The organism is Amycolatopsis sp. NPDC043885 (genome assembly GCF_056435685.1).
This window is the reverse complement of the sequence record NZ_JBWKEA010000001.1, coordinates 1,178,445-1,202,429: the sequence shown is the minus strand read 5'-3', so window position 1 is coordinate 1,202,429 and position 23,985 is coordinate 1,178,445. Positions and strand designations below refer to the sequence as shown.

Below are 23,985 nucleotides of genomic sequence, written 5' to 3'. Positions count from 1 at the left end.
AAAAGCGTGAGGCGTCAGTTCTTCTTGTCGGCGGAGCCGGCGTTCGAAGCCTGGTGCCCGTTCTTCGGAGCCGCGGGCTTGGCCGCACCCGAACCCCCAGCCGGACCGGAAGCAGCGGGCTTCGCGGGAGCGGCAGGCTTCGCCGGAGCGGGCTTCGGAGCGGCCGCGGCCGGAGCCGCGGGCTTGGCCGGAGGAGCGGGCGGAGCCTTCGGCGGCGCGGGCGCGACCGGCGGCTCCTGCTTGGAACGCAGCGCGTAGGCGGCACCGGCGCCGACGACCGCGATACCGATCACCCACGGCCAGCGACGACGCTTGCGCGTCCCCTTGGCCGCCGACTTCGCCTCGACGAGCGCGGCCTTGAAGTCCTTCTTCGCCGCCTTGAAGTCCTTCTTGCCCCGGCGCTTGGACTCACCGGCGGACTTCGCGGCCTGGATGGCGGCCTTGCGCGCCTTGCGGCCCGGCTTCCGCATCTCGGAAATCCTGGCCAGCGCCTCCTTGCGAGCCGCCTTGGAGCTGCGCTTGAGCTCCTTGCGGGTCAGTTCCGTCTTCTTCGCGAGCTTCTTGCGCGCGCGACGGCTGGTCTTAGCGATCTCACCGGCGCTCTCGGAGAGCTTCTGCTCGGCTACCTCGACGGCGTGGGCGGTGGCTTCCTTGCCCGCCTCGACAGCACGTTTGCGCAGGCCGAGCGCGCCGGCCTTCGCCGACTCGCTCACCGAATCTGCGGCCCGGGTCATGGCCTTCACCTCATCAATCGTTTTGATTCTGCTTCGTTGCTTGTAACCTATCGTGCCCCTTTTCCCCAGATCTTGCCGCAGATGGCACGATGAAGCTCGTGACTGAAAGCAAGGGATCCCTCATTGGTGGCGCGCTGAAGGCCACTCTGCACACCAACCAGGGTGACATCAACCTGAACCTGTTCCCCGACCACGCGCCGAAGACGGTCGCGAACTTCGTCGGGCTCGCCGAGGGCAGCAAGGAGTACACCCAGCCCAACGCGCAGGGCACGAACTCGGGCCCGTTCTACGACGGGTCGATCTTCCACCGCGTCATCGACGGCTTCATGCTGCAGGGCGGCGACCCGACCGGCACCGGCCGCGGCGGCCCCGGCTACAAGTTCGGCGACGAGTTCCACCCGGAGCTCCAGTTCTCCAAGCCGTACCTGCTGGCCATGGCCAACGCCGGGCCCGGCACCAACGGCTCGCAGTTCTTCATCACCGTCGCGCCGACGACGCACCTGAACTTCAAGCACACCATCTTCGGTGAGGTCGCGGACCAGGCGTCCCGCGACGTCGTCGACGCGATCGGCCGCACGGCGACCGGTCCGGCGGACCGTCCGCTGCAGGACATCGTCATCGAGAAGGTCAGCATCAGCCGCGAGGGCTGATCGTAGAGCCGGTTACGGGGGATTTCGGTAGGTTGGTGGCATCGTGAGCCAACCACCGAATCCCCAGTACCAGCAGGCCGCCATGCCCGGCTGCTGGTGGCACCCGAACCGGCCGACCGGGCTGAGCTGTTCACGCTGCGAGCGTCCGGCCTGCCCGGATTGCCTGCGCGAAGCCGCCGTCGGCTTCCACTGCACCGATTGCATCCAGGCGGGCCGCCAGCAGGACCGCGTCCAGCAGAAGCAGTACCGCGACGCGGGCTACGGCGCGCGCACCCTCGCGGGTGCCCAGCCCGTTCAAACGGCTGTCGTGACGCCGGTCCTCGTGGCGGTCAACGTCGCACTCTTCTTCATCACGGTCGCCCTGGCCGGAAGCCTCGCGAGCAACAACATCTCGGAGTTCTTCCAACTCGGCAATCTGGCCAACGCGCCGACGCTCGCGGGCAACGAATGGTGGCGGATCTTCACCTCGGGGTTCCTGCACTTCGGCCTGCTGCACATCGCGAGCAACGCCTTCTCGCTGTGGTTCGTGGGCCGCCCGCTGGAGATCGCGCTCGGTCGTGTCCCGTTCACCGTGCTGTACTTCGTGTCGATGCTCGGCGGCTCGGCCGCCTGCCTGGTGTTCTCGGACCTCGGAGCGCGCCCCGTGGTCGGCGCGTCCGGTGCCATCTTCGGCCTCATCGGTGCCTACGCGGTCATCGTCGTCAAGCTCAAGCTCAATCCCACCTGGCTGCTCATCATGCTGGGGCTGAACGTCTTCATCACCTTCCAGGTGCCGGACATCTCGATCCTCGGGCACGCCGGTGGGTTCGTCGCCGGTCTGCTGGTGACGTTCGCGCTGCTCTACGCACCGGAGAAAGACCGGCTCAAGTGGCAGATCGGCGGGATCGTGCTCGTCGTCGTGGCGATCATCGGCCTCATCGTCTGGAAAGACGCCCAGACCGTCACCGCCGCCTACTGCGAGTTCACGCCGTTCCAGGGCCAGCAGGTCTACGCCTGCTACCGGTAGTGGCCGATCTTCCCCTGAGTGGGTTATCCGAATACCCGGTGGAGAAGCAACAAGTCCGGGTACCTTCGAGTTGATCATTGACATCATCAACTTGGGGGTTGAGATGAAGATCCGGAAAGCAGCAGCTCTCGCCGCCGTCGCCGTGCTGGCGTCGGCATTGGCGCCGTCGATCGCGCAGGCCGGTCAAGCCGCCGAGACCTGCCAGACGTACACCAAACGCTATTTCCTCGGCTCCGGCAGCGCGATCACGCTGCGTGTCGCCTACGTCGACGCGGCGTTGAAAATCTGCTTCGGCGATCCCGGAGTCACGTCGTCGGCGGCGACGCAGACCGTCGGCACGACGGGGCCGGGCGCGGCCACCGGCTGGGAGATCACCGCGGGCCAGGCGGTGGTCGAGGACCAGCGGCCTCGGCACGTCAAAGCGAAGTTCAGCGGGTCGCTCCGGAACTGCGTCGTCAAGATCAACCCGATCTGCTCGCCGGCCGCGCCGTACGAGATCTTCGGGGAATACGCGCCGCCCGCGGTCGGCCCGGCCGTCCCTGGCTGGTCACACGGCCCGAACGGCGACGTCCACTACTACGACAACGCCTGACCCTTGAGAGCGGTGAGGACGTCCAGGACGTCCCTGGGGTCCTCACCGAGGTCGATCCGGCCGAACACCAGCAGGTGTTCGCCGGATTCGACCTCGAGGGTCAGGCTGTCCCGGCCGAGCCGTCGCGTCGTGCGCACCCGCAGCCGGGCTTCGGACCAGGAGTAGCGGCGCGTGCCACCGACGGTCCTGGCCAGGATTCCGTCGGGTCCGGCGGCCAGCCGGGGACGGAGCAGGGTGCCGTGCAGTGCGAGCGCGCCCACGGAGAGCATCGCGAGCCCGGTCAGGATCGTGCCGCCGGCGTCACCGCCGATGGCCAGCCACAGCACGCCTGCCAGCAACAACAGGGTGATCACCCAGGCCACTACCACAACGTTCCGCTGCGGCGCCCACGAGGTGGGGTAGTTATCCACAGGGGTTATCCACACTGGGGATGAGTCACACCGGTGTAATTAGGCGTCAAGCCGCCATCCGGGGTAATGCTCACCGCCACCGCATCGTCATGAGCAACCCGGCGATCATCAGCACGAAACCGATGGCGAAGTTCGTGTTGCCCAGATCCGCCATGAAGGGGATCTTGTCGCCCGCGATGTAGTTGACGACCAGCCACATCAGGCCGATCAGCATGAGGCCGAACATCACGATCTTGTAGAACAGGTTCGACGGGCCCGCGGCCTTGACCTTCACCGGCGTGCGGCGGTCGGTCGGCGGGGTGTACGCCGTCTTCTTGCGGACCTTGGACTTCGGCATCGTGTTCCTCGCGTACTGTTCGGCTTCCCTGGTGGCGATGACCCGCTTTCGGGTGCGCAACCAGCGCCACGTGCACACGTTAACGTAAACGAGCGCCGCTGGGCACCGTCCGGGACCGGTCGATTTCCCGCACTGTGACAATGGTGTCACACACGGTTCGACACACTGTGCTGGTTCGACACTGCGGCTTGGTTCGAGACTGAGGAGCTTGGGTGGTGGCTGAGCGGGAAGAGCCGGGCGGGGACCGGCGGCGGTACTCCGAACGACCACCCGGTGGCGGCCGTCCGGCCCCCCGGCGTAGGCCGGAGGACGCAATTCCGCCGCGCCGGGCACCGGGAGAGGCGCCGACGCCTCGACGGAGGCCGCCGGACGGCAGGGCGTACGACGGACCTCCGCCGCGCCGCCGGACGGACGCGCCGCCGCCTCGCCGTCGTCCCGCGCCGCCGGGGTCGACCGAGGAGACCGTCGTCTTCGAACCGGTCGGCGGTGGCACCGCGACCGAGGAACGGCCGCCGCCGCGCGAACTGGGCAAGGGCGGCGCCGCGATCCGGACCGTCGGCGAGCTCCTCATCACCGCGGGCCTCGTGGTGCTGCTGTTCATGGTCTACGAGGTCTACGTGACCGACCTCTTCTCCGCGGGCAAGCAGTCCGAGGCGAGTTCGGAACTGGACGGCGAGTGGGGCAAGGACCGGCAGCTGCACCCCGATCTGGTCGACGGGAAGGCGTTCGCCAGGATCCACATCCCGGTGTTCGGCGCCGACTTCAACTTCACCATCCAGGAAGGCACCACCGAGGCGGCGCTCGAAGTCGGCCCCGGCCACTACAAGGGCACGGCGCTGCCCGGCGAGCCGGGTAACTTCGCCATCGCGGGCCACCGTGTCGGCAAGGGCGCGCCGTTCAACGATCTGGACAACCTCAGCTCGTGCGACCAGATCATCATCGAGACGCAGACCGACTTCTACATCTACAAGGTGCTGCCGTACAAGGACGAGGTCGAGGGCTGGGCGGCGGGCAAGGGCGCACAGCCGAAGTGCAAGAACGTCGGGACCCTGCGCGACCCGAACGCCGTCGACGGCGGCCCCTACGGCGAGACCAACGGCCGCCGCATCGTGTTCCCGTCCAAGGGTGAGACGGTGAACCCGGTGCCGTACAAGGACCCGGAGATCCTGCCGAAGGCCGAGCAGGTCTCGCTGCTCACGCTGACGACGTGTCACCCGAAGTTCTCGGCGAAGGAACGGCTCATCATCCACGCGGTGCTGGCTCAGCAGGTTCCGAAGAACCAGGTCGGCTCCTACGCCGAACTCCTGCCCAAGATCTCGGAGGCGCGCTGATGTACGGCTGGATCTGGCGCAAGCTGCCGGGCCCCTTCGCGGTGAAGCTCGCGACGGCCGTCGTGCTGGCGCTCGGGATCGTGGCGCTGCTGATGTTCGTCGTCTTCCCGTGGCTGGAACCCCGGCTCTGGTTCAACGAAGTGAGCGTCCAGTAGACGCGCGGTTCGGCGTCTTCCTTGTCTCCGGGCGGTTTCCCGGGCAGGAGGACGCCGATGTCCTGCGCCGGTCGGTCGACGCCGCCATCGCCGCGGAACGGGCCGGGTTCGACGACGTGTGGTTCGCCGAGCACCACTTCATGCCGTACGGCGTCTGCCCGTCCGCGATCACCCTCGCCGCGCACGTGCTGGGCCGCACCGAGCGGATCGCCGTCGGCACCGCGGTGAGCGTGCTGTCGGTCGCGCATCCGGTGGCGCTCGCCGAACAATGGTCGCTGCTCGACGCGGTTTCGGGCGGTCGGCTGCGGATCGGTGTCGGCCGGGGCGGGCCGTGGCAGGACCTGGAGGTCTTCGGCACCGGCGCGGCCCGCTACGAAACCGGGTTCGAGGAGAGCCTCGATCTGTTACTCGCCGCGATGACGTCGAAGACTGTCTCGGCGGACGGGGAGCACTTCCGGTTCCGGGAGGTGCCGATGGTGCCGCGGCCGGAGCGGGCTCCGCGCATGGTCGTGGCCTGCGGGGACGCCGGCTCTCGCGCGGTCCGGCTCGCCGCCGATCGCGGGCTGCCGATGCTGCTCGGGCTGCACACCGACGACGACGGCAAGATCGAAACGCTTGCCGCGTACGGGGATTCCGCCGCTGAACACGTCTCGACGGTGATGTGCCAGGTCGGGGACGACGCGCTGGACGTCGTGCGGTCCGCGCTGCCGGGCTCCCTCAAGGAGGGATTCGCCGGGCATGTGTACCTCGACGGCAAGCGGGGGCTGGACAAGGATCCGGTCTCCTACACCGACCGGCTGTGCGAGATGCACCCGATCGGCGGCGTGGAGTACTGCGTCGACCGGCTGGGAACGAGCATCCGGCGTACCGGGGTCTCCCACGTGATCATGATGGTGGAAGCGTCCGGTACGCCGGAGGGAACGCTCGAGAACATCACGCGGATCGGGGAAGAGGTCCTTCCCGCGCTACGCAGGGGTTAGCAGTCGCGGAGTTCCGGGCTCTGGTTCAGCAGCTGGCCGCGGACGGAGACGAACGCGCGGTAGCGGTCACTGTCCACTTGGGACTTCTTGAACACGGCGACGCGGTGGCAGTTCTGGAACGCCAGCTTCACGCCGAAGTGCCGTTCCAGCCCGCCGCGGATGGCGTCCGAGGCCAGCGCTCGCAGCAACTGGCCGCGTTCGGCCTCGCTCGGCGGCGGCGTCTCGTTGTCGGCGAACCCATCGGCCGCGCCCTCGGCCTCCGCGATGACACCGGTGATCACAGTCCAGGCGTAGGGCAGGGACTCCCGGACACAGGCGACGAATTCGGCGTCGGAGACCTCCCCGCGCTCGGCCTTCTCCAGCAGCGCGGGCGATACATCCAGAGACATCGAACCTCCGAGAGAGACACAGTGAACGTGGGCCATCTCCCTGACTACTCACCCTCGGCCCCAGCCACAAGAGAAAACGATCATCATCACCACTTTGGCGGAAGCCGTCGTCACTCCCAGCGAAAGAGCTTCGCCGCCACGACACAACTGCCCACCGCGAAAGCCGCCAGTACGGCGAGTTGCAGCGGCTGGGCGCCGGTGCCGGTCCAGGCGTCTTCGAGGGCTTTGACGCCCGGCGGGATGTACGCGCCGATGTCCCGGACGGCCTCCGGAAGCAACGGACGCGGCAGCCAGACGCCGCCGAGGAACATGATCGGGACGTAGGCGATCATCGCGATCCCGCCCGCGGCGCGGCTGGTCTTGGCGACCGCCGCGGCGATCAGGCCGAGACCGAAGATCGCGGTCGTGCCGAGGACGAACGTCAGCAGGAAGCCGAGTGGGTGACGCGGGCTGGGGACGTCGAAGACGACGCCCGCCGTCACGAGGAGGATGCCGACCCCGCCGATCGTCACGGTGACGTTGATGATCAGCTGCGCCACCAGCAGCTGGGCCGGGTGCACCGGGGTGGTGGCGAAGCGGCGGAGGATGCCCTGTTCGCGGTAGGACGCGATGATCCCGGGGATCGCTTGCAGGCCCATCATCGCGATGGTGAGCACGATCATCGACGGCACCCAGGCGTCGAGGAAGCGCATACCCGTCGTTGTCCCGCTTTCCGCGCGAATGCCGGGGATCACCCCGAGCACGGCCGTGATGGCGGTCGGCAGCACGAGCCCGCCGATGACGAAGCCGGGCGTGCGGAAGGCGAGTTTCGTTTCGGTGAGGGTGATTTTGGCGAGTGTGTTCATTTTCCTCTCCTCCGATCAGTCGCGGCCGGTCAGGGTCACGAAGGCTTCGTCCAAAGTGGATTTACCGGCGCGGTCACGGAGCTCGCCGGGGGTGCCGGTGCCGACCACGCGGCCGGCGTCGAAGATCGCGAGCCGGTCGCAGAGGCGTTCGGCCTCGTCCATGAAGTGCGTGACGAGGAGGACCGTGACGCCGGTGTCGCGCACGGTCTCGACGAGCTTCCAGGTGTCGCGGCGGGCGTGCGGGTCCAGTCCGGTGGTCAGCTCGTCGAGAACGGCGACCTCGGGGCGGCCGACCAGCGCGAGCGCGATCGAGACGCGCTGTTTCTGGCCGCCGGAAAGCTTGCCGAAGTACTTGTCCCGCTGCTCGGTGAGACCCAGTTTCGCGAGCAGCTCGCCGGTGTCGGCGGGGTTCGCGTAGAAGGACGCGTAGAGGTCGAGCGCTTCGTGGACCTTGATCTTGTCCGGCAGGCGGCTCTCCTGGAGTTGCGAGCCGAGGCGCTGCCGGAGGGCGCCGTGATCCTTGCCGGGGTCGAGGCCGAGGATCGACATGGTGCCGGAGTCCGGCGTCCGCAGGCCCTGGAGGCATTCGACGGTGGTGGTCTTGCCCGCGCCGTTGGTCCCGAGGATCCCGAAGATCTCGCCCTGTTCCACGTGGAACGAAACGTCGTCGACCGCGACGTGCTCCCCGTACGTCTTGCGGAGGTTGCTGATTTCGATGAGTGGCATGCGAAAACGTTATGGCGCAAGGGACTTCGCCAGAATGGCGCTGAACCCACACCTGGGGTGGGGCTGGGCCCACCCTGATCGGGGGCCTGTGATCACTGTGCCGGGCCGGGGCGGTGGGGAAGACTTCGCCGCATGATCCGCACCTACCTCACCTCAGTGCGCCGGGGCTGCGTGCTCGCGGCCTTGGCGCTGGTGAGCTGGCTGGACCTGCTGCTCGAACTGGTGGGTTTCTGCCTGCTCTGTGTCGGCCTGGTCTTCGCGTACACGCTGGCGCTCGAAGGGACGCGTCCGCGAGCCGCGTTCACCCGGCGGCTGGCCGGACGCTGGTGCGGTGTCGACGTCGAACCGCCCTACCGGCCGGCGCCGCCGGAGCCGGAACGCGAGCGCGACGGCTGGTATCGCGACGGGAACAGCCTGTTCAAGCGGTCGTGGTTCATCAAGTGGACCAAACGGTTCGAGTGGATCTCCGACGATCCGGCCACCGGCCGCGACCTCGGCTGGCAGCTGTGGAATCCGCTCGCTGGCCTGCTGCTGGTGCCCGCGGTCCTGCTGACCGGGCAGCGCGCGCTCCGGCTGTACGGGAAGTGGACGCGCTGGTGGCTCGGACCCCGCCCGGCCCGCGACCGGGACGGTTGGATCAAGAAGGGGTTGAAGGCGCTGGGATTCCAGCTGGGCCTGTTCGCGCTTTCGGTCGCACAGCTCGGGATGGTGATCCCGACGCTGCTCAGCCTGATCTGGCCGTCGCCGCTGTTCCCGACGATGGTCGTCGCCGGCCGTTCGGTGACCGACACCCTGCGCCGCGAGGCCAAGAACTGGACCGGTGTGCGGATCGACCGCCCGTACCTGCCGGAGCCGCCGTTCCCCGTCCCGCGCGCGGACGGGATGTACCAGCATGGACGGCAGCTGTACGACACACCGTGGTGGCCGGCGCGGCTGGCGCGCTGGCGCTGGGCGATGTCCGACCGCGCGACCTGGCGCGACATGGCGGCCGCGGTGGTCAACTCCGTGGTGCTGCTGCTGATGGTGGTGCCGACGGCGGCGCTGGTGTTCTTCGGTCTCTGGGGCGTGGTGGCGCTCTGGGTCTTGCGGCCGTTCGGGCAAGCGCTCGCGCTGACTCCGGTCGCCGTGGCGGCGTTCGTCGCCGGACTGGCCGCGGCGCCGTGGCTCGCCCGCCAAGGAGCGCGTTTCGCGAAGCTGCTGCTGGGGCCGACAGAGGCTTCGCGGCTGGCGCAGCGCGTCGAACGGCTGAAGCAGACGCGGACGGACGCGTCTGTCGCGCAGGCCGCCGAGCTGCGGCGCATCGAGCGGGACCTGCACGACGGGGTCCAGTCGCGGCTGGTCGCGATGGGGATGAAGCTGGGCGCGGTCGAAGCGCTGATCGACGGCGATCCGGCCGCGGCGAAACGGCTGGCCGCCGAGCTCCGGCAGACGTCGTCCGAGACGCTGACCGAGTTGCGGCTGCTGGTGCGCGGGATTCATCCGCCGGTGTTGTCCGAGCGCGGGCTCGGTGACGCGGTGCGGGCGATGGCGCTCGACAGTCCGTTGCGGGCTTCGGTGAACGGCGTCCTGCCTCGACTGGAGCAGCCCGCGGAGGCGTGCGCGTACTTCGCGGTCAGCGAGCTGCTGGGCAACGCCGCGAAGCACGGCGAGGCGCGGCGAGTGTCGATCGACCTCGACTACGACGACGGTCTGTTGCGGATCGAGGTGACCGACGACGGCAAGGGCGGCGCGAACGCGGCCCGGGGGAGCGGGATTCGCGGGATCGAACGCAGGCTGGGCGCGTTCGACGGTACTTTTGCCCTGACCAGCCCGCTCGGCGGGCCGACGAAGGCGATCATGGAGATCCCGTGCCAGCTCGACCCCGATGCGTCGTCGCCGAAGACCAGTACCTCCTCCGAGACGGCTTGACGCATTTGCTGACCGCGCACGGTTTCGACGTCGTCGAGGCGGTGGGCACCGGGCCGGAACTGGACCGGGCGCTGCGCACGCACCGGCCCGACGTCTCGGTCGTCGACGTCCGGATGCCGCCGACGCTCACCGACGAGGGGCTTCAGGTCGCCCTGGCGGTGCGGCGTGACCTCCCCGGACTGCCGATTCTCGTTCTGTCACAACACGTCGAGCAGCTCTACGCGCGTGAGCTGCTCGCCGACGGCGCAGGCGCGATCGGCTACCTGCTGAAGGACCGCGTCTTCAACGCCGGCCAGTTCATCGACGCGGTCCGGCGCGTAGCGGGCGGCGGGACCGCGATGGATCCCGAAGTGATCGCGAAACTGGTGGCGGGCAACGCATCCGACCCACTCGCGGCGTTGACCCCACGCGAGCGCGAGGTGCTCGGCTTGATGGCGGAGGGTTGTTCCAACGCGGCCATCGCCGGACGGCTGCACTTCAGCGAAGGGGCGGTGGGGAAGCACACCGCGAACATCTTCGCGAAGCTCGGCATCGTCGCCTCGGACGACACGAACCGGCGCGTCCTGGCGGTCCTCGCTTACTTGGGCACGCCGTGAAGGCCTCCTTCCCTACCTTGAGCGTAGGGAAGGAGGCCTTCACGGAACGGGTTCAGGAGCGCGAGATGCGGGTCATCTCGTCGCGCTCGACGACCTTGACGCGTTCCCGGCCGTGCGGAGCGCCGAGGGACTTCTCGTGGGCGTCGAGCTTGCCCCAGCCTTCCCAGGTCGTGAAGGGCACGCCGCGTTCGGTGAGGAAGCCAAGGATCGCGTCGGGGTCGTCCACGGCCGGGGCCGTCAGTGCGTCGGCGTCGGCCAGCAGGCTCGCGATCGTTTCGGCCGCGTCGCCCTTGGTGTGGCCGATGAGGCCGACCGGACCGCGCTTGATCCAGCCGGTCACATAGACGCCCGGCACCTGCTCCTCATCGATGTCCAGCACCCGGCCCGCCTGGTTCGGCACGGTGCCGGTGGTGTGGTCGAACGGGATCTCCGGCAGATGCGACGACAGGTAGCCCACCGCGCGGTAGACGGCCTGGACGTCCCAGTCGTGGAATTCGCCGGTGCCGCGCACGTTGCCGTCACCGGTCAGTTCGGTGCGCTCGGTCCGCAGGCCGGTCACCTTGCCGTCCTCGCCCACGATCTCGCAGGGCGAGTGCAGGAAGTGCAGGTGCAGCCGCTTCGGCCGGTCGCCCTGGTCGCGGATCGCCCACTCCTGCAGCGTCTTCACGACCATGTCGATCTGCTTCGACGCCCGCAGCGCGGCGATGCTGCCCTCGTCGAACTCGATGTCCTCGGGGTAGACGATGACCTCGACGTTCGGCGAGTGGTCCAGCTCCCGCAGCTCCAGCGGCGTGAACTTCGCCTGTGCCGGGCCGCGGCGGCCGAACACGTGCACGTCGGTGACCGGGCTGGCCTTCAGCCCCTGGTAGACGTTGTCCGGGATGTCGGTGCTGAGCAGCTCGTCGGCGGTCTTCGCGAGGATCCGTGCCACGTCGAGCGCCACGTTCCCGACACCGAGGACCGCGACCGAGGTCGCGTTCAGCGGCCAGGTGCGCGGCACGTCCGGGTGCCCGTCGTACCAGGAGACGAAGTCGGCGGCGCCGTAGCTGCCGTCGAGGTCGATCCCGGGGATGTCGAGCGCGCGGTCGGCCATGGCGCCGGTCGAGAAGATCACCGCGTCGTAGAACTGGCGCAGGTCGTCGAGCTTCAGGTCGGTCCCGTAGTCGACGTTGCCCAGCAGCCGGATGTTCGGCTTGTCGAGGACCTTGTGCAGGGCGGTGACGATGCCCTTGATCCGGGGGTGGTCGGGCGCGACGCCGTACCGGATCAGCCCGAACGGCGCCGGCATGCGCTCGAACAGGTCGATCGTCACGTCGGCGTCGGACTTGTCGAGGATGTCGGCGGCGTAGATGCCGGCCGGACCGGCACCCACGATGGCTACACGAAGAGAACGGCTCACTCCTACCACGGTAAGTTAGGCAGCCCTAACAATCATTGTGATCTGGCGTACGGTCCACCTGGTGGGAGCCGCTAAGCTGGCTCCATGCGCGTGCTCGTCGTCGACAACTACGACAGTTTTGTCTACAACCTGGTCCAGTACCTGGCCCAGCTCGGCGCCGACTGCACCGTCTGGCGGAACGACGTGGTGGACGTCGGCAAGCTCGGCGAGTTCGACGCGGTGCTCGTCTCTCCCGGCCCCGGCACCCCGGAACGCGCTGGTCAGAGCATGGACGTCATCCGCGAATGCGCCGAGAAGCGCATCCCGATGCTCGGCGTCTGCCTCGGTCACCAGGCCCTCGGCGTCGTCTTCGGCGCCACCGTCGACCGCGCCCCGGAACTGCTGCACGGCAAGACCAGTCAAGTCCACCATTCGGGCGACGGAGTGCTCGCCGGGCTCCCCTCGGAATTCACCGCCACGCGGTACCACTCGCTGACCGTTCTGCCCGAAACCATCGACGACGCCGTGTTCGAGATCACAGGCCGCACCGAATCCGGTGTCGTGATGGGCATGCGGCACCGCGAGCTGCCGCTCGAAGGCGTCCAGTTCCACCCCGAATCCGTGCTCACTCAGGGCGGGCACCGGATGCTGGCGAACTGGATGGCTTCGGCCGGGCACCCGGTCCCCGACGCCACGGTCAACGAACTCGAGCAGGAGACCCGCGCGCTGCAGAAGGCCGCTGCTGCGTGACCTCGCTGATCCGGCTCGAAGGAGTCGGTAAGCGCTACGGCCGCGGCGAACCCGTGCTCGCCGACGTCGACCTCGACGTACCGGCGGGTCGCGTGATCGGCGTCCTCGGCTCGAACGGTTCGGGGAAGTCGACGCTGCTCAGGATCCTCGCGGCACTTTCACGGGTGACTTCGGGAAGCGTCGTGGGCAGCCCGCGTGTCGGCTACCTGCCGGACCGCTTCCCGGCGGGACAGCGGATGAGCGCCAGGGCGTACCTGCGGCATATGGCCCGCATCGACGGCCATGTCGACTTGTCGGCGATCGATCCGCTGCTGGACCGGCTGGCACTGGTCGGCGGCCCGGACGCGCCCTTGCGGACCCTGTCGAAGGGCAACGCCCAGAAAGTCGGCCTCGCGCAGGCCGTCCTCGCCGAGCCGGACCTGCTGATCCTCGACGAGCCTTGGTCCGGGCTCGACGTCGAAGCCCACACCGTGCTCGGCGAACTCGTCGCCGAGACCAAGGAACGGGGCGCGAGCGTGGTCTTCACCGACCACCGCGCGGCCGCCGTGCACGCCCACGCGGACGACGTCTATCGGATGGACGGCGGCCTCCTGACCCGCGTCGAAACGAGAGCCGAAAACGCGACGAGGATCGTCCTTCACGGGCCCGCCGGCGACTGGTCCTCGGAACCCGGCGTCAGTCAAGCCGTGGCCGAAGGCGGGAAGGTCGTCCTGACGGTCGAAGCCGGGCACACGGACGCGGTCCTGCTGCGTGCGCTCAACCGGGGCTTCTCGGTCCGGGAGGTGGCGCCGTGCTCGCCATGACCCGCTACTACCTCGCGCTGCTCGGCCATTCCCAGCGCTACCTTCCCGCGATCCTCGCCTACCTCGCGGTGAACACCGTGCTCTACACGGATCCGAAGTCGCCGCTGCTGCCGCAGTACGGGATCAGCGCCGGTTCGCTCCTGGTGGTCTCGTGCTGGCTGACGATCGCGATGCTCGACGTCGAGGACCCGGTCCAGCGGCTGGTGACCTTCAGCCACGCACGACGCTGGCGATCGGTCCTCGGCGGCGCCACCCTGGCCGTCTTCGGCTGCGCCGCGGTGCTGATCGTCGTGACACTGGGCTGGTCGGGCCTCCGCTCCGGCGGCTTCCCGATCGGCGCCCTCGCTCTCGGGGCCGCGGCGCACGCGTTGTGCGCGCTGTTCGGGATCGCTATCGGACTGCCCTGTTCGCGGCTGCTGGTCCCGCGCGTCGGTTGGTCCGTGCTGGCCGCGATCTTCGCGCTCGCGGCCGTGCTCCTGATCAAGTGGCTGCCGCTGGCCAACCCGCTGTTGCGGGCCCTGACCTCGCAACAACCGCTTGCCGTCCCGTTCACGGTGGCCGCGGTGGCGGCGGTCGCCGCCCTGCTGCTGAGCGCGACGGCCGTCGGACACCTGCTGCGGCGCAACGCCTGATGCCGCGTCTCATCGTGCTCAACGGCCCACCCGCCTGCGGGAAGTCGACGCTCGCCCGGCGGTACGCCGAAGATCACCCGTTGACGTTGGATCTCGACATCGACCGGATCCGGGGCCTGCTCGGTGCCTGGCGCGACGACCCCGCGAAAGCCGGAACGCTCGCCCGCGACCTCGCCGTGAGCGCCGCGCGGACCCATCTGCTCGCGGGCCGCGACGTGATCGTCCCGCAGTTCCTCGGCCGCGCCCCTTTCCTCGAACGACTGGAAACGCTCGCCAGGGAGACGGGCGCGGAGTTCCACGAGACCGTCCTCCTCGACACCAAGGACAACGTGCTCCGGCGGTTCGCCGAGCGCACCCGCGCCGCGGCCGAACCCGAACACGTCGAGGCGCACGAGATGCTGGGCGGCCCCGAGCGGCTCGCGGCCATGTACGACAGGCTCGTGGCACTCGTCGCGACGCGACCGAAGGCGGTCGTGGTGCACACCAGCGCCGGGCGGGTTCAGCAGGCCTACCAGGGACTTCTTCGCAGCTTGGCGCCTTAATCCCTGCTTCCGGCGACAGGCGTGCCGTCACAGGTGAGGACAAAGCTGTCCCTTCTTCGACGGCACGCATGATGTTCGGCATGTCGTCGCACAGCTCGCGGTGGAGTCCTTGTGCGTGGTTCGAGCCGGCCCGACAGGTGCCGGCCGTGCCCGCTTGATGCCTCTATGTGCGGTGTCGCGAGGGGTCGTGAGTGGCAAGGGCGGTTCTAACACTCTTTTTCACTCACGACCCCTCGTGAAACCGTGCAAATCGGGCATCACCCTCTGGGAACGAGTCCCTTATGGATGGTTGAGAAGGTGCCAGGTCTCTTTGGCGGGATCAGCCGGCATGAAAAGGGCCCCGCACGAAACCGTGCGGGGCCCTTTCGCGTCAGCGATCGATCACGGAGGCGGGAAGAGCCGCGAACTTGACGACGTCGGCGTCTCATCGCCTTCGACGATGAACAGCGTGATCGGCGCGTTCTTCGCGACCTTCGAACCGGCCTGCGGGTTGGTCTTGCTGACCTTGCCCGCGTCGTCCTTGTCACCGTTCTTGTCCGCCTGGGTGTTCAGCTGACCGCTCCAGCCCAGCTGCTGCAGCTGGCGCGTCGCCTGCTCCTCGGTCATGCCCTTCAGGTTCGGCATGTCGAAGGTCTCCTGGTTGCCGTTCGACACCGACAGCTTGACCACACTGCCGACGGGGACCTTGCCGCCGTTCGGGGTCTGGTCGATCACGGTGCCCTTGGGCTGGTCGGAGTCCACGGTGGTGACCTGCGGGGTGAATCCGGCCGCCTTCAACCCGGCCTCGGCCTCGGCCTGAGTCTTGCCCTTGTAGTTAGGGACCGTCTTCAGTTCCTGGGACTTCGCGACCGTGATGTCGACCTTGGCCCCCTGGTCGACCTCGGCCTGCGCGGCCGGGTTCTGTGACGTGACCTTGCCGGCTTCGTTCGGGTCGTTGCTCTCTTCCTCAGTGGTCGCACCGAGCTTCAGGCCTGCTTCGGTCAGGGCCGCAAGGGCCTCGGCCGCGGTCTTGCCCTTGAGGTCCGGCGTCTTGACCTTCTCCGGTTTCGCGCCGACGGTCAGCGTGATCTTCTCCGAGGTCGGCGTCATCTGCCCCTCGGCCGGGCTGATCGCGATGACCTTGTCGATCAGGTTCTCGTCGCAAGCGGGCAGGCCGTTGACGGCCTCACCGGTGCAGGGCACCTTCTTGGTGGGTTCGAACGAGTTGAACCCCGCGGCCCGGAGCGTGTCCTTCGCCGCGGACTCGAACTGGCCCGTGACCTTCGGGATCGCCTTGCTCTCCGCGCCGGTGCTGTTGAACGCGTTGGACAGCCACATGATCAGCAGCACCACGGCGGCCAGCGAGACCACGAGACCGGCGATGAGCCAGGCACGCCGCTTCTTCTTCGCGGCCGGGTCCTCTTCTTCGTCCTCGTACTGGTCGTAGCGCGGCGGCACCCGGCGGTCGGAGTCCATGACCTGGGTGCGCTCGTCCTCCGACATCACCATCGGCGCGGCCGGACGCTGGCCGGACAGCGTGCGGACCAGGTCCGAACGCATCTCCGCCGACGACTGGTACCGGTTCGCCGGGCCCTTCGCGAGCGCCTTGAGCACGACGGCGTCGAGCTCGGGCGCCACCGCCGGGTTCACCGACGACGGCGGGTTCGGGTCTTCCCGGACGTGCTGGTACGCCACCGCCACGGGCGAGTCGCCGGTGAAGGGCGGCTCGCCGGTGATGAGTTCGTACAGCACACAACCGGCGGCGTAGACGTCGGAACGCGCGTCGACGGACTCACCGCGCGCCTGCTCCGGCGAGAGGTACTGCGCCGTGCCGATCACCGCGGCGGTCTGCGTCATCGCGGACTGCCCGTCGTGCATGGCGCGCGCGATGCCGAAGTCCATCACCTTGACGGCGCCGTTCTTCGTGATCATCACGTTCGCCGGTTTGACGTCGCGGTGCACGATGCCGTGCCGGTGCGAGAAGTCCAGTGCCGCGCAGACGTCGGCCATGACCTCCATCGCCCGCTTCTGCGACATCGGCCCTTCGGTCTTCACGATGTCCCGCAGAGTCCGTCCTTCGACGTACTCCATGACGATGTAGGGCAGCGGGCCGAACTCGGTGTTCGTCTCGCCGGTGTCGTAGACGGCGACGATCGCCGGGTGGTTCAGTGCCGCCGCGTTCTGTGCCTCGCGACGGAAACGTTCTTGGAACTGGGGATCCCGCGCCAGATCGGCACGCAGGATCTTGATCGCCACCTCCCGGCCCAGGCGCACGTCGTGGCCGTGGTGGACCTCCGACATGCCTCCGTAGCCGAGCGTTTCGCCCAGCTCGTAGCGGTTGCTGAGCAGTCTTGGTGTGCTCATCTCTGCGTGCCGTTCCATTCCGTCCAAGGTTTGCTGCTCATCATTCCCGGATTCGCCTGTCCGGCCGGCTCCTCGGTGCCGCCCTCCGTCGGCACCGCTGGGTATGCGGATGTCGGCGAAGGACCTTCAGACTCCTTACCCGGAGCCGGCGCGTGTTCACTGGTTTCCACGCCGCCCGACTGCGGTCCGTTGCCCGAACCGACCAGTCTCACGATGAGGAAGGCGCCTGCCACCAGTACTGCGATCAGGATCACCGCGAGCAGTACCCACCAGCCCCATTGTGGCCGTCTGCCCGGCAGGCGGCGGACCGCCATCGGCGGCGGGCCGCTGACCGGGTGCATCGCCGGATGCGACGCAGGCCCGACGGCCACCATCGGGTTCGGCGGCGAATGCGGGCCGGGCTGCATCACGGGCTGACCCGCGGAGTACGCCACGTTCACCAGCCCCGACGGTGTCGGCAGCGGAAGCCCGGCGCGGACCGCGGCCACCGCGGCGGCGAACTCGCCACCGCTGTTGTACCGCTGTCTCGGATCCTTGATCAGGGTCGCTTCGATCACCGCGCGGGCGCCCGGTGGCACGTCCGGCGGCAGCGGCGGCGGGAGGTCGCGGATGTGCATCATCGCGACGGTCACCGCGTTCTCCGAAAGGAACGGCCGGTGCCCGGTGAGGCATTCGTAGCCGCATACGGCCAGCGAGTAGACGTCGCTCGCCGGTTCGGCGTTGTGCCCGAGCGCCTGCTCGGGTGCGATGTAGTGGGCGGTGCCCATCACCATGCCGGACCTGGTCACGGGGGCGGCGTCGGCGGCCTTCGCGACACCGAAGTCCGTGATCTTCACCTGCCCGGCCGGGGTCACCATGATGTTGCCCGGTTTGACGTCGCGGTGCACAAGACCGGTTTCGTGCGCGGCCTGGAGCGCGTTACCGGCCTGCTCCAAGATGTCCAAGGTGCGCTCGGCGTTCAGCCGTCCTTCGCGGGTGATGATCGCGGCCAGCGGATCGCCTTCGACCAGCTCCATCACCAGATACGCGATCGACAGCTCGTCCGCGACCGTCTCGCCGTAGTCGTGCACCGCGGCGATGCCGGGATGGTTCAGCGACGCGGTCATCCGCGCCTCGGTCCGGAACCGGTGCAGGAACTCCGCGTCGCCGGACAGCTCCGCCTTCAGGATCTTGACCGCGACCGTCCGGTCCAGCCGCGTGTCACTGGCCTGCCAGACCTCGCCCATCCCGCCGACGGCGATCCGGTTCGTCAGCTTGTACCGGTCGGCCAGCAGCTGACCCGAGGACAGCATCCGCTATCCACCCCCGAGCATGGCGTTGACGGCGGCGCGGCCGATCTCCGCGGCCACGGTGCCACCGGTCGCTTCGAGCCCGCGGTTACCCCCGGATTCGACGATCACCGAGACGGCGATCTTCGGGTCCATCGCCGGCGCGAACCCGGTGTACCAGGCGTGCGGCGGGGTGTTCTTCGGGTCGTTGCCGTGCTCGGCGGTGCCGGTCTTGGAGGCGATCTGGATGTCGCCGCGTTTGCCGGCGCCCTTCGTGTTCTCTTCCGACGCCAGCATCATGTCGCGCAGGATCGCGGCGTTCGCGCTGGACATCGCGGCGTCACCGGTCAGTTCGATCGGGGTGTAGTCCTCGATGGTCGACAGGTTCGGCGCCAGCAGCGACTGCACGAGCTGCGGTTTCATCGCCATCCCGTTGTTCGCGATGGTCGCCGAGAGCAGGCAGTCCTGCAGGGGCGTCAGCCGCACGTCGCGCTGGCCGATGGCGCTCTGGTACAGGGCCGCCTTCGATTCGAGCGGGCCGAGGGAGGATCCGGCGACCCGCATCGGCACGGTCAGGTCCTCGCCGACGCCGAAGTTCTTGGCCGTCGCGTTCAGCTTGTCCTTGCCGAGCTCGCCGGCGATTTCGGCGAAGGGCACGTTGCACGAGTACCGCAGCGCTTCCTTCAGCGTGCTGCCCTTGCAGGCCGCGCCGCCGTAGTTCTCCAGCGTCGTCTGCGTGCCGGGGAGCTTCACGTTGGGCGCGGTGTTGACCGGCATGTCCGCGGTCTTGCCGTCCTCGAGCGCGGCCGCGGTCACCAGCAGCTTGGCCGTCGAACCCGGCGGGTACGTCTCCGAGATCGCGCGGTTCAGCATCGGCTTCTTCGGATCGTCGCGCCACTGCGACCAGGCCGCGACCTGCTCCTTCGTGGTGTGCGAGGCCAGCTTGTTCGGGTCGAACGACGGCGTCGACACCATCGCGAGGATGCGCCCGGTCTTGGGCTCCATCGCGACCACCGCGCCGGTGTAGCCCTTCCGCGTCATCAGGTCGTACGCGGCCTTCTGCACGGCCGGGTTGATCGTCAGCCGCACGTTCCCGCCGCGCGGGTCGCGGCCGGTGACCATGTCCGAAAGACGCCGCACGAACAGCCGCGGGTCGGAACCGTTGAGGACGTCGTCCTCGGACCGCTCCAGACCGCCCGAGCCGTAGTTGATCGAGTAGTAGCCGGTGACCGGCGCGTACATCGGGCCGTCGGCGTAGGTCCGGATGAACTTGTACTTGTCGTTCGACGGGTCGACCTTCGCGAGCGCGGCGCCGTCGGGCGTCACGATCAGCCCTCGCTGGCGGGAGTACTCGTCGTAGAGCACGCGCACGTTGCGCGAGTCGGTGCGGTAGTCGTCGGCCTTGACCACCTGGATGTAGGTGGCGTTGGCCATCAGGAGCACCACCATGACGAGCATGGCGACACCCACCTTGCGGAGCGGGGTGTTCACGACGGGCTCCCCTCACCGGTCGCGGGCGGCCGCTGGACCATCACCGTGTGCGCTTCGGCGAGCGGCGCCTGCGGCTGCTGCGGCTTCGGCCGCACCGCGGGTTTGCGGGCGGCGTCGGAGATTCGGAGCAGGAGAGCCACCAGGATGTAGTTCGCGAGCAGTGAAGAACCACCGCGGGAGAGGAACGGGGCGGTGATCCCGGTGTTCGGGATCAGGTTCGTGACGCCGCCGACGACGACGAAGATCTGCATGACCAGGGCGAACGACAGACCGCCGCCGAGGAGTTTGCCGAAGGTGTCGCGCACGGCGAGGGCGCTGCGCATCCCGCGCATCGCCAGGATCAGGTACAGCATCAGCATCGCCGTGAGCCCGATCAGGCCGAGTTCCTCGCCGATCGCGGTGGTGATGAAGTCCGTCTTGGCCTCGGGGACCATATCCGGCCGCCCGGCGCCGAGGCCGGTCCCGCCGACCCCGCCGGTGCCGAGCCCGAACAGCCCCTGCGCGACCTGGTAGCCGCCGCCGGGGTCGTCGTAGGTGGCCAGCGGGTCGATCCAGTTCCGGACGCGCTGCTGGACGTGCGTGAACAGGTTGTAGGCGATGATCGCGCCGGCGGCGAAGAAGCCGACACCCAGCACGACCCAGATGACCCGCTCGGTGGCGACGTACAGCATCACCAGCGTGACACCGAAGAACAGCAGCGACGTGCCGAGGTCCTTCTCGAACACCAGCACGCCGAGGCAGGCGGCCGCCGCGATGAGGATCGGGCCGAGGTCACGCGCGCGCGGCAGCTCGACGCCGACGATCCGCTTGCCCGCGACCATGAACAGGTCGCGTTTCGTCACCAGGAACGAGGCGAAGAAGATCATCAGCAGGATCTTCGCGAACTCGCCCGGCTGGATCGAGAAGAACGGCAGCTTGATCCAGACCTTCGCGCCGTTGACCTCGGACAGGCTCGACGGCAGCACCGCGGGCAGCGCGAGCGCCACGATCCCGACCAGACCGCAGGTGTAGCCGTAGCGGGTCAGCGTGCGGTGATCGCTGATCACGACCAGCACCACCACGAACAGCACCAGCGAGATCGCCGTGAACAGCACCTGCTTGGTGACGTCCGGCGTGTACTCCCTGCCCTGCTGGATCGCGCGTTCCGCGAGCGCCAGGTCGATCCGGTGGATCATCACCAGGCCGAGCCCGTTCAGCAGCGCGACGCAGGGCAGGATCACCGGGTCCGCGTACGGCGCCCAGCGGCGGACCGCCAGATGCGCCGCCGTCAGCACCGCGAGGTACGAGAGCCCCAGCCAGATGATCGAGCTGGTGAGTTCCTGCTCCTGGTTCGCCTCCACCAGCACGAGCGCGACGGTGACGATGAAGGTCGCGAACGCCAGGAGGACGAGTTCGGTGCCGCGCCGCTTGGGCAGCTCGCGCGGAGGGTTCGTGGCGAACTGGGCCGAAGCCGGATCGGCGAGCGGCGTGCTCATCAATTACCGCCCCCTGGTGCTGCCGTGGTCGGCGTCGAGCAGTCCCTCCCCGCTGGCTGATTCGCCGGACTCGGCGAGGCGGGGGTAGAAGGGGCGGCAGCCGACGACGACACCGGCGGTGCCGGTTCGGTAGGCGGCGTGGAAGTCGAGCTGGAGTTCGGTTTGCAGTCGGCCAGCTGCTTGTGCGGCCGCAGGAAGTCGTCGATGTACTTGCGGGCGTCGTCGAGGTTGTCCTTCTTGACGCCGTTCTTCACCGCGATCCGCGCGTCCTCCTGCAGTGCCGGCACCAAGAGCTTGTCGGTGCACAGCCCGCCCGGCGGGCACGAGCCCTGCTCGAAGGCGTGCAGGTCGATGCCGAGGACACTGCCGGGGACGCCGCGATAGATCACGACCTCCTCGCCGGGACCCTCGCCGACGTAGTACTGGCTCAGCACGAAATACCGCGTGGCGATCGCCGCCGCGGCCAGCACGATCAGGACGACCACAGCTCCCGCCAGCCAGCGAAATCGCCTCCGGCGCTTGACCTTCGGGTCCTCCTGTTGGGGCTGGACCTCGGGCCGCGGCTGCGGCGCGGGCTGGGTCAGCGCGCGGGCGCGGGCGGCGGGGGAGTCGCCCTGGTGGAACTCGTCACTGCCGTCCCCGGCGGCGCCGCCCACGATGGGCGCGTCCTCACCGAAGTCGACGTCGACGACGTCGGCGATGATCACCGTGACGTTGTCCGTGCCGCCGCCCTTGAGCGCCAGCTCGATCATCCGGTCGGCGCAGGCCTGCGGATCCGGGATCTGGATCGCCTCGGACAGCGTCTCGTCACTGACCATGCCGGACAGGCCGTCCGAACAGATCAGGTACCGGTCACCGGCGCGGGCCTCACGCACGGTCAGGCTCGGCTCGACCTCATGGCCGGTGAGCGCCTTCAGCAGCAGCGACCGCTGCGGGTGCACCGCGGCCTCTTCCGGCGTGATCCGGCCCTGTTCGAGAAGTTCGTTGACGAAGCTGTCGTCCCGCGTGATCTGCGAGAACTGACCGCCGCGCATCAGATACGCCCGCGAGTCGCCGACGTGCACGACACCCATCCGCGAACCGGCGAACAGCACGGCGGTCAGGGTGGTGCCCATGCCGTCGAGGTCCGGGTCCTGCTGGACCAGTTCGGCGATGGCCGCGTTGCCGTTCTGGACGGCCTCACGCAGCTGAGCGAGAAGATCGTCGCTCGGATCGTCGTCGTCGAGTGGGGCGAGGGAGGCGATGACGACCTTGCTGGCCACCTCACCCGCGGCGTGACCGCCCATGCCGTCGGCGAGGGCGAGCAGGCGGGGACCGGCGTACACGGAGTCCTGGTTGCTGGAACGCACCAGGCCCCGGTCGCTGCGAGCCGCGTAGCGGAGGACGAGAGTCATGGGCGAAGCTCGATCACCGTTTTGCCGATCCGGATGGGGACTCCGAGCGGGACCCGGAGGGGTGCCGTGACCTTAGCCCGGTCGAGGTACGTCCCGTTCGTCGAGCCAAGATCTTCCACGTACCAATCCTCCCCGCGCAGGGCGATCCGGGCGTGGCGGGTCGACGCGTAGTCGTCGTCCAGCACCAGGGTCGAGTCGTCGGCGCGGCCGATCAGGATCGGCCTGCCGTCCAAGGCGATCCTGGTTCCTGCCAGCGCACCATGGGTCACGAGCAGCTGCTGCGGCGATTTCCCGCCGCGCGGCTTCTTGGTTTCCTTCTTCTTGCGACCGAACGTCGGGACGGCGACTCGCAGCCCGGAGGCCGCGTACAGATCCGAACGGACGACACGCAACGCGGCGAACACGAAGAGCCAGAGCAGCACGAGAAAGCCCACCCTGGTGAGTTGAACGACCAGCTCTGGCACTTGTTGTGTCCGCTCCCGTTTCTCCTGTACGCCGCGGAGAGCCCGTGCCGTCCGGGATGGTCGGCTCCGGACAGCGCTGCTCTCCGCGTACGACCCGAGGTGCCGATCCACCACAGGTCCCGCACCGCAATTCTGCGATACCCCCTCCGGACGCCGCCGGTCAGCCCTGCGTACGGAACACGAGAGACGAGTGGCCCACGCGGATCACGTCGCCGTCGGCCAGCTGCCAGGTCTGCACCGGGGTGCCGTTGACCGTCGTGCCGTTGGTCGAACCGATGTCCGCGAGCGTCGCGCTCTGGCCGTCCCAGGTGATCTCCAGGTGACGGCGCGAGACGCCGGTGTCCGGGAGCCGGAAGTCGGCGTCCTGGCCGCGGCCCACGACGTTCCCGCCCTGCTTCAGCGAGTACGAACGGTTCGAGCCGTCGTCGAGCTGGAGGCTCGCGGTGAGCTGACGCCCGGCCGCCGGCTGGCCGCCGTAGCCGCCACCCTGCGCGTACGGGTCCGCGGCGGGCTGGCCGTACTGCTGCTGGCCGCCGCCGTACTGGTCGTACCCGCCCTGCTGCGGCTGGCCGCCGTACTGGTCATAGCCGGGCTGCTGCGCGGCGCCGCCGTAACCTTGGTCGTAGCCGGGCTGCTGCTGTGCGCCGCCGTATTGGTCGTAGCCCGGTTGCTGTGCGCCGCCGTAGCCCTGGTCGTAGCCGGGCTGCTGCTGTGCGCCGCCGTATTGGTCGTAGCCCGGTTGCTGTGCGCCGCCGTAGCCCTGGTCGTAGCCGGGCTGCTGCTGTG

Annotated in this window: 26 protein-coding genes; 12 read left to right on the top strand and 14 right to left on the bottom strand. The window is 68.7% G+C overall.

Annotated elements, in window-relative coordinates; all coding sequences use genetic code 11:
- Positions 1 to 14: 14 nt before the first annotated feature.
- A complete protein-coding gene (locus AC069I_RS06050) occupies positions 15 to 734 on the bottom strand; it encodes a hypothetical protein (protein WP_478223897.1) in 720 nt (239 codons plus the stop codon).
- Positions 735 to 823: 89 nt separating this feature from the next.
- Between AC069I_RS06050 and AC069I_RS06045 the strand changes: the two genes are divergently transcribed.
- The 3 genes from AC069I_RS06045 to AC069I_RS06035 all read left to right on the top strand — a co-directional run bounded on the left by AC069I_RS06045 (position 824) and on the right by AC069I_RS06035 (position 2,982).
- The gene (locus AC069I_RS06045; protein ID WP_034321953.1) at positions 824 to 1,384 is read left to right on the top strand and encodes a peptidylprolyl isomerase; all 561 of its coding nucleotides are present in this window, start codon (positions 824 to 826) and stop codon (positions 1,382 to 1,384) included.
- A gap of 43 nt (positions 1,385 to 1,427) precedes the next feature.
- Complete coding sequence (locus tag AC069I_RS06040; RefSeq protein ID WP_478264933.1) at positions 1,428 to 2,390, top strand: rhomboid family intramembrane serine protease; 963 nt, start codon at positions 1,428 to 1,430, stop codon at positions 2,388 to 2,390.
- Between the two features lie 103 nt (positions 2,391 to 2,493).
- On the top strand, positions 2,494 to 2,982 hold the full coding sequence (locus AC069I_RS06035) for a hypothetical protein (RefSeq protein ID WP_478223895.1): 489 nt from the start codon (positions 2,494 to 2,496) through the stop codon (positions 2,980 to 2,982).
- Here AC069I_RS06035 and AC069I_RS06030 read toward each other — a convergent pair.
- Both AC069I_RS06030 and crgA read right to left on the bottom strand, forming a co-directional pair.
- Positions 2,967 to 3,344 carry a PH domain-containing protein gene (locus tag AC069I_RS06030; RefSeq protein WP_478223894.1) on the bottom strand — a complete coding sequence of 126 codons (378 nt, stop codon included), beginning with the start codon at positions 3,342 to 3,344 and terminating at the stop codon, positions 2,967 to 2,969. The two genes, AC069I_RS06035 and AC069I_RS06030, sit on opposite strands and share 16 nt — an antisense overlap.
- Before the next feature lie 118 nt (positions 3,345 to 3,462).
- Positions 3,463 to 3,729, bottom strand: a complete 267-nt coding sequence (gene crgA / locus AC069I_RS06025; RefSeq protein ID WP_034322048.1) for a cell division protein CrgA — start codon at positions 3,727 to 3,729, stop codon at positions 3,463 to 3,465.
- A gap of 215 nt (positions 3,730 to 3,944) precedes the next feature.
- Between crgA and AC069I_RS06020 the strand changes: the two genes are divergently transcribed.
- The 3 genes from AC069I_RS06020 to AC069I_RS06010 are packed head-to-tail and all read left to right on the top strand — an operon-like array spanning position 3,945 to position 6,195.
- The gene (locus tag AC069I_RS06020) at positions 3,945 to 5,060 is read left to right on the top strand and encodes a class E sortase (RefSeq protein ID WP_478223893.1); all 1,116 of its coding nucleotides are present in this window, start codon (positions 3,945 to 3,947) and stop codon (positions 5,058 to 5,060) included.
- A complete protein-coding gene (locus AC069I_RS06015; RefSeq protein WP_005161850.1) occupies positions 5,060 to 5,215 on the top strand; it encodes a hypothetical protein in 156 nt (51 codons plus the stop codon). The genes AC069I_RS06020 and AC069I_RS06015 overlap by 1 nt, the downstream gene beginning before the upstream one ends.
- On the top strand, positions 5,170 to 6,195 hold the full coding sequence (locus AC069I_RS06010; RefSeq protein WP_478264932.1) for an LLM class flavin-dependent oxidoreductase: 1,026 nt from the start codon (positions 5,170 to 5,172) through the stop codon (positions 6,193 to 6,195). Before AC069I_RS06015 ends, AC069I_RS06010 begins: the two co-directional genes overlap by 46 nt.
- Here AC069I_RS06010 and AC069I_RS06005 read toward each other — a convergent pair.
- The 3 genes from AC069I_RS06005 to AC069I_RS05995 all read right to left on the bottom strand — a co-directional run bounded on the left by AC069I_RS06005 (position 6,192) and on the right by AC069I_RS05995 (position 8,155).
- Positions 6,192 to 6,584, bottom strand: a complete 393-nt coding sequence (locus tag AC069I_RS06005) for an SCO5389 family protein (RefSeq protein WP_005161845.1) — start codon at positions 6,582 to 6,584, stop codon at positions 6,192 to 6,194. The two genes, AC069I_RS06010 and AC069I_RS06005, sit on opposite strands and share 4 nt — an antisense overlap.
- A gap of 110 nt (positions 6,585 to 6,694) precedes the next feature.
- Positions 6,695 to 7,429, bottom strand: coding sequence for an ABC transporter permease (locus AC069I_RS06000; RefSeq protein WP_478264931.1), 735 nt, complete (start codon positions 7,427 to 7,429; stop codon positions 6,695 to 6,697).
- Between the two features lie 15 nt (positions 7,430 to 7,444).
- Positions 7,445 to 8,155: an ABC transporter ATP-binding protein gene (locus tag AC069I_RS05995; protein WP_478264930.1), complete on the bottom strand. Its 711-nt coding sequence runs from the start codon at positions 8,153 to 8,155 to the stop codon at positions 7,445 to 7,447.
- Positions 8,156 to 8,287: 132 nt separating this feature from the next.
- Between AC069I_RS05995 and AC069I_RS05990 the strand changes: the two genes are divergently transcribed.
- Together AC069I_RS05990 and AC069I_RS05985 are read left to right on the top strand one after the other, a co-directional pair.
- Positions 8,288 to 10,063 carry a sensor histidine kinase gene (locus tag AC069I_RS05990; RefSeq protein WP_478223889.1) on the top strand — a complete coding sequence of 592 codons (1,776 nt, stop codon included), beginning with the start codon at positions 8,288 to 8,290 and terminating at the stop codon, positions 10,061 to 10,063.
- Positions 10,003 to 10,659 carry a response regulator gene (locus AC069I_RS05985; protein ID WP_478223888.1) on the top strand — a complete coding sequence of 219 codons (657 nt, stop codon included), beginning with the start codon at positions 10,003 to 10,005 and terminating at the stop codon, positions 10,657 to 10,659. The genes AC069I_RS05990 and AC069I_RS05985 overlap by 61 nt, the downstream gene beginning before the upstream one ends.
- Before the next feature lie 52 nt (positions 10,660 to 10,711).
- Here AC069I_RS05985 and AC069I_RS05980 read toward each other — a convergent pair whose 3' ends face one another.
- Positions 10,712 to 12,031: an FAD-dependent oxidoreductase gene (locus AC069I_RS05980; protein ID WP_478231407.1), complete on the bottom strand. Its 1,320-nt coding sequence runs from the start codon at positions 12,029 to 12,031 to the stop codon at positions 10,712 to 10,714.
- Between the two features lie 111 nt (positions 12,032 to 12,142).
- On the opposite strand from AC069I_RS05980, the gene AC069I_RS05975 reads away from it, so the two are divergent.
- From AC069I_RS05975 to AC069I_RS05960, 4 genes are read left to right on the top strand one after another with little or no spacing between them, the layout of a single operon-like run.
- Positions 12,143 to 12,787, top strand: a complete 645-nt coding sequence (locus AC069I_RS05975) for an aminodeoxychorismate/anthranilate synthase component II (protein WP_378434910.1) — start codon at positions 12,143 to 12,145, stop codon at positions 12,785 to 12,787.
- On the top strand, positions 12,784 to 13,590 hold the full coding sequence (locus AC069I_RS05970) for an ATP-binding cassette domain-containing protein (protein ID WP_478264929.1): 807 nt from the start codon (positions 12,784 to 12,786) through the stop codon (positions 13,588 to 13,590). The genes AC069I_RS05975 and AC069I_RS05970 overlap by 4 nt, the downstream gene beginning before the upstream one ends.
- The gene (locus tag AC069I_RS05965; protein WP_478223886.1) at positions 13,578 to 14,222 is read left to right on the top strand and encodes a hypothetical protein; all 645 of its coding nucleotides are present in this window, start codon (positions 13,578 to 13,580) and stop codon (positions 14,220 to 14,222) included. Before AC069I_RS05970 ends, AC069I_RS05965 begins: the two co-directional genes overlap by 13 nt.
- Complete coding sequence (locus tag AC069I_RS05960; protein ID WP_478264928.1) at positions 14,222 to 14,764, top strand: AAA family ATPase; 543 nt, start codon at positions 14,222 to 14,224, stop codon at positions 14,762 to 14,764. The genes AC069I_RS05965 and AC069I_RS05960 overlap by 1 nt, the downstream gene beginning before the upstream one ends.
- 381 nt (positions 14,765 to 15,145) lie before the next feature.
- Here AC069I_RS05960 and pknB read toward each other — a convergent pair whose 3' ends face one another.
- The 7 genes from pknB to AC069I_RS05925 form a co-directional block, all read right to left on the bottom strand.
- On the bottom strand, positions 15,146 to 17,107 hold the full coding sequence (pknB, locus tag AC069I_RS05955) for a Stk1 family PASTA domain-containing Ser/Thr kinase (protein WP_478224440.1): 1,962 nt from the start codon (positions 17,105 to 17,107) through the stop codon (positions 15,146 to 15,148).
- Positions 17,104 to 18,399 (bottom strand): protein kinase domain-containing protein, encoded by a 1,296-nt coding sequence (locus tag AC069I_RS05950; RefSeq protein WP_340686048.1) that lies wholly within the window; start codon positions 18,397 to 18,399, stop codon positions 17,104 to 17,106. Before AC069I_RS05950 ends, pknB begins: the two co-directional genes overlap by 4 nt.
- Positions 18,400 to 18,402: 3 nt before the next feature.
- Positions 18,403 to 19,866 carry a peptidoglycan D,D-transpeptidase FtsI family protein gene (locus AC069I_RS05945; protein ID WP_340686047.1) on the bottom strand — a complete coding sequence of 488 codons (1,464 nt, stop codon included), beginning with the start codon at positions 19,864 to 19,866 and terminating at the stop codon, positions 18,403 to 18,405.
- On the bottom strand, positions 19,863 to 21,341 hold the full coding sequence (locus tag AC069I_RS05940; RefSeq protein WP_340686046.1) for an FtsW/RodA/SpoVE family cell cycle protein: 1,479 nt from the start codon (positions 21,339 to 21,341) through the stop codon (positions 19,863 to 19,865). The genes AC069I_RS05945 and AC069I_RS05940 overlap by 4 nt, the downstream gene beginning before the upstream one ends.
- Positions 21,341 to 22,735, bottom strand: a complete 1,395-nt coding sequence (locus tag AC069I_RS05935) for a PP2C family protein-serine/threonine phosphatase (RefSeq protein WP_478223884.1) — start codon at positions 22,733 to 22,735, stop codon at positions 21,341 to 21,343. The genes AC069I_RS05940 and AC069I_RS05935 overlap by 1 nt, the downstream gene beginning before the upstream one ends.
- A complete protein-coding gene (locus tag AC069I_RS05930; RefSeq protein ID WP_219146788.1) occupies positions 22,732 to 23,199 on the bottom strand; it encodes an FHA domain-containing protein FhaB/FipA in 468 nt (155 codons plus the stop codon). The genes AC069I_RS05935 and AC069I_RS05930 overlap by 4 nt, the downstream gene beginning before the upstream one ends.
- A gap of 160 nt (positions 23,200 to 23,359) precedes the next feature.
- The coding region (locus AC069I_RS05925) for an FHA domain-containing protein (RefSeq protein ID WP_478264927.1) at positions 23,360 to 23,985 on the bottom strand (626 nt) is incomplete at its 5' end.

Bases quoted from the DNA above. Each gene is read 5' to 3' on its own strand.
- AC069I_RS06050 (WP_478223897.1), bottom strand. From the start codon at position 734: ATGACCCGGGCCGCAGATTCGGTGAGCGAGTCGGCGAAGGCCGGCGCG.
- AC069I_RS06045 (WP_034321953.1), top strand. From the start codon at position 824: ATGAAGCTCGTGACTGAAAGCAAGGGATCCCTCATTGGTGGCGCGCTG.
- AC069I_RS06035 (WP_478223895.1), top strand. From the start codon at position 2,494: ATGAAGATCCGGAAAGCAGCAGCTCTCGCCGCCGTCGCCGTGCTGGCG.
- crgA (WP_034322048.1), bottom strand. From the start codon at position 3,729: ATGCCGAAGTCCAAGGTCCGCAAGAAGACGGCGTACACCCCGCCGACC.
- AC069I_RS06015 (WP_005161850.1), top strand. From the start codon at position 5,060: ATGTACGGCTGGATCTGGCGCAAGCTGCCGGGCCCCTTCGCGGTGAAG.
- AC069I_RS06005 (WP_005161845.1), bottom strand. From the start codon at position 6,584: ATGTCTCTGGATGTATCGCCCGCGCTGCTGGAGAAGGCCGAGCGCGGG.
- AC069I_RS06000 (WP_478264931.1), bottom strand. From the start codon at position 7,429: ATGAACACACTCGCCAAAATCACCCTCACCGAAACGAAACTCGCCTTC.
- AC069I_RS05995 (WP_478264930.1), bottom strand. From the start codon at position 8,155: ATGCCACTCATCGAAATCAGCAACCTCCGCAAGACGTACGGGGAGCAC.
- AC069I_RS05990 (WP_478223889.1), top strand. From the start codon at position 8,288: ATGATCCGCACCTACCTCACCTCAGTGCGCCGGGGCTGCGTGCTCGCG.
- AC069I_RS05975 (WP_378434910.1), top strand. From the start codon at position 12,143: ATGCGCGTGCTCGTCGTCGACAACTACGACAGTTTTGTCTACAACCTG.
- AC069I_RS05960 (WP_478264928.1), top strand. From the start codon at position 14,222: ATGCCGCGTCTCATCGTGCTCAACGGCCCACCCGCCTGCGGGAAGTCG.
- pknB (WP_478224440.1), bottom strand. From the start codon at position 17,107: ATGAGCACACCAAGACTGCTCAGCAACCGCTACGAGCTGGGCGAAACG.
- AC069I_RS05950 (WP_340686048.1), bottom strand. From the start codon at position 18,399: ATGCTGTCCTCGGGTCAGCTGCTGGCCGACCGGTACAAGCTGACGAAC.
- AC069I_RS05940 (WP_340686046.1), bottom strand. From the start codon at position 21,341: ATGAGCACGCCGCTCGCCGATCCGGCTTCGGCCCAGTTCGCCACGAAC.
- AC069I_RS05935 (WP_478223884.1), bottom strand. From the start codon at position 22,735: ATGACTCTCGTCCTCCGCTACGCGGCTCGCAGCGACCGGGGCCTGGTG.